We start from the raw sequence: 3,551 nt of genomic DNA, 5'->3' as shown, positions 1-3,551 counted from the left end.
CGCAGCATCTCCAGCACCCGCGCGACATCGGCGTCGGCGAGGTCGCCCTCCGGTTCCTTGCGGGCGAGCAGCAAGTCCATCAGGTCGTTATCGCTCAGTTCGAGCAGGCGCGTGAGCGCGCCCACATCCGCATCACTGAGATCATGCTCATATCGGCTAAAAAAACGCTCGAAGATCAGATCGTTTTCCAGCAGGCCACGCCGCGCGCGCCACTTCAGGCGCGCACGGCGCAGCGGGTCGGACTGATGCGATGTCTCCATCTCAGACCGTCCGGCGCACCATCAATTCCTTGATCTTGCCGATCGCCTTCGTCGGATTGAGCCCCTTCGGGCACACGTCGACGCAGTTCATGATCGTATGGCAACGGAACAGACGGTACGGATCTTCCAGGTTGTCCAGCCGCTCGCCCGTCGCCTCGTCGCGGCTGTCCGCGATGAAACGATACGCCTGCAGCAGCCCCGCCGGGCCGACGAACTTGTCCGGATTCCACCAGAAGCTCGGGCACGACGTCGAGCAGCTCGCGCACAGAATGCACTCGTACAGCCCGTCGAGTTCGTCGCGCTCTTCCGGCGACTGCAGACGCTCCTTCTCCGGCGGCGGCGTGTCGTTGATCAGGTACGGCTTGATCGAGTGATACTGGTTGAAGAACTGCGTCATGTCCACGATCAGGTCGCGGATCACGGGCAGCCCCGGCAGCGGACGCAGCACGATCTTCTGCGGCAGGTCGTTCAGGTTCGTCAGGCACGCCAGACCGTTCTTGCCGTTGATGTTCATCGCGTCCGAGCCGCACACGCCCTCGCGGCACGAGCGGCGGAACGACAGCGTTTCGTCCAGTGCCTTCAGCTTCACCAGCGCGTCGAGCAGCATGCGCTCGTGCGAGTCGATCTCGATCTCGTACGTCTGCATGCGCGGCGCGGCGTCCTTGTCCGGGTCGTAGCGGTAGATTTCGAATGTACGCTTGGCCATTGTGTGGGGTCCTTTGACTTGTGCGTGTGGCTTAGAAAGTACGCGCTTTGGGCGGCACCGATTCGACCGTCAGCGGGTTCATGTGCACCGGCTTGTAGTCGAGGCGGTCGCCTTCGCTGTACCACAGCGTATGGCGCAGCCAGTTCTCGTCGTCGCGATGTTCGAAGTCGTTCTGCGCATGCGCGCCGCGGCTTTCCTTGCGCGCTTCGGCCGACACCATCGTCGCGCGCGCCACTTCGATCAGGTTCTCCACTTCGAGCGCCTCGACGCGCGCCGTGTTGAACACCTTCGACTTGTCCTTCAGGTGGATGTCGCCAACGCGCGCCGCCACTTCGCGGATGCGCTCGACGCCTTCGGCCAGCAGCGCCGACGTGCGGAACACGCCCGCGTGCTTTTGCATGGTCGAGCGGATATCGTTCGCGACGTTCTGCGCGTATTCGCCGGAGGTCGATTTGTCCAGCTTCGCCAGACGCGACAGCGCGAAATCAGCGGCATCGGCCGGCAGCGGCTTGTGATCCTTGATTTCCTTCACGTGCTTGACGATGTGGTTGCCCGCCGCGCGGCCGAACACCACCAGGTCGAGCAGCGAGTTCGTGCCCAGGCGGTTCGCGCCGTGCACCGACACGCACGAGCATTCGCCGACAGCGTAGAAACCGTTGATCGGGTCTTCGTGGCCCTTCGCGGTGCCCACCACCTGACCGTGGATGTTGGTCGGAATGCCGCCCATCTGGTAGTGGATGGTCGGCACAACGGGGATCGGCTCCTTGATGCAGTCGACGTTCGCGAACTTCAGCGCGATTTCGCGGATCGACGGCAGACGCTTCATGATCGTCTCGGCGCCGATGTGCGACAGATCGAGCAGCACGTGGTCCTTGTTCGGACCGACGCCGCGGCCTTCCTTGATTTCCTGGTCCATCGAGCGCGAGACGAAGTCGCGCGGCGCCAGGTCCTTCAGCGTCGGCGCATAGCGCTCCATGAAGCGCTCGCCGTTCGAGTTACGCAGGATGCCGCCTTCGCCGCGCACGCCTTCCGTGATCAGCACGCCCGCGCCCGCCACGCCCGTCGGGTGGAATTGCCAGAATTCCATGTCTTCGAGCGGGATGCCCGCGCGTGCGGCCATGCCCAGGCCGTCGCCCGTGTTGATGAACGCATTGGTCGATGCCGCGAAGATCCGGCCCGCGCCGCCCGTGGCGAACAGCGTGGTCTTGCCTTCGAGGATGTAGACGTCGCCCGTTTCCATTTCCAGCGCGGTCACGCCCAGCACGTCGCCGTCGGCGTCGCGGATCAGGTCCAGCGCCATCCATTCGACGAAGAACGTCGTCTTCGCCGCGACGTTCTGCTGGTAAAGCGTGTGCAGCAGTGCGTGGCCGGTCCGGTCAGCCGCCGCGCACGCGCGCTGCACGGGCTTCTCGCCGTAGTTCGCCGTGTGGCCGCCGAACGGGCGCTGGTAGATCGTGCCGTCCGCGTTACGGTCGAACGGCATGCCGAAGTGTTCGAGTTCGTACACGGCGTTCGGCGCTTCGCGGCACATGAACTCGATCGCGTCCTGGTCGCCGAGCCAGTCGGAGCCCTTGATCGTGTCGTAGAAGTGGTAGTGCCAGTTGTCTTCGCTCATGTTGCCGAGCGAGGCGCCGATGCCGCCCTGTGCGGCCACCGTATGCGAGCGCGTCGGGAACACCTTCGAGAGCACGCACACCGACAGACCCGCGCGCGCCAGTTGCAGCGACGCGCGCATCCCCGAGCCGCCTGCGCCGACAATCACCACATCGAACTTGCGGCGCGGCAGGGAATTCTTGATTGCAGCCATTCTTTACACTCTCCAGAGAATCTGCGCAGCGTAGCCCGCACACGCGAGCAGCCAGACGATCGTCAACGCCTGCAGCACGAGCCGCGTGCCGACGGGCTTGATGTAGTCCATCCAGATGTCCCGGATGCCGACCCATGCGTGATAGAACAGCGCCAGCAGCGTGACGAAGGTGGCGAGCTTCATCCACTGCGTGGCGAAGATCCCGGCCCAGCCGTCGTAAGAGAATGCGTGCGCGCCGAAGAACCAGGCGAGCAGGATGACCGTGTACACGGCCATGATCACGGCCGTGATGCGCTGCGCGAGCCAGTCGCGCAGACCATAATGCGCGCCCACGACGAGGCGCTTCGAACCAACTCGGTTATTGGCGGACATGTTTTTAGAAGGCTCCGAACAGTTTGAGCGCGAAGGCGATGGTCAGGATCGACGACACCGCCAGCACGACGACCGACGTGCTCTTGCCGCGCTCTTTCGATACCGCGTCGTGGTTCACGTCCATCGCCAGATGGCGCACGCCCGCGCAGAAGTGAAACAGGAACGCCCAGGCCAGCACCAGCGTGATCAGCTTGACGACGATGTTGGACAGGAAGCCCTTGAACACCTCGAAGCTCAGTTCAGAGGTCAGGCTCTGGTCGAAGAGGTACAGCAGGAACGGCAGGCAGATGAACAGCAGGCCGCCGCTTACGCGGTGAAGGATCGACACCCGTCCCGCCAGAGGAAGACGGTATGCCGTCAATATCTGCCCGATACCGATGTTCCGGTATTCCGGCCTCGGTTTTTT

The 3,551-nt window shown here is 63.7% G+C and carries 5 protein-coding genes; all 5 read right to left on the bottom strand.

The window, feature by feature from the left end:
• Positions 1–260 (bottom strand): succinate dehydrogenase assembly factor 2 (locus KFO72_RS41550; RefSeq protein WP_054935254.1); only part of this gene is annotated, 260 nt, incomplete at its 3' end.
• 1 nt (position 261) lies between these two features.
• A complete protein-coding gene (locus KFO72_RS41545) occupies positions 262–966 on the bottom strand; it encodes a succinate dehydrogenase iron-sulfur subunit (RefSeq protein WP_054935253.1) in 705 nt (234 codons plus the stop codon).
• Between the two features lie 31 nt (positions 967–997).
• Positions 998–2,773: a succinate dehydrogenase flavoprotein subunit gene (gene sdhA / locus KFO72_RS41540; protein WP_060604978.1), complete on the bottom strand. Its 1,776-nt coding sequence runs from the start codon at positions 2,771–2,773 to the stop codon at positions 998–1,000.
• A 3-nt stretch (positions 2,774–2,776) separates the two neighbouring features.
• Positions 2,777–3,145, bottom strand: a complete 369-nt coding sequence (sdhD, locus tag KFO72_RS41535) for a succinate dehydrogenase, hydrophobic membrane anchor protein (RefSeq protein ID WP_054935251.1) — start codon at positions 3,143–3,145, stop codon at positions 2,777–2,779.
• Between the two features lie 4 nt (positions 3,146–3,149).
• Positions 3,150–3,551 (bottom strand): succinate dehydrogenase, cytochrome b556 subunit (sdhC, locus tag KFO72_RS41530; RefSeq protein ID WP_225034523.1); only part of this gene is annotated, 402 nt, incomplete at its 5' end.

Origin of the sequence: Paraburkholderia sp. XV (genome assembly GCF_020177535.1) — a bacterium.
Lineage (GTDB): Bacteria > Pseudomonadota > Gammaproteobacteria > Burkholderiales > Burkholderiaceae > Paraburkholderia > Paraburkholderia caribensis.
This window is presented reverse-complemented; position numbering and strand designations above follow the sequence as displayed.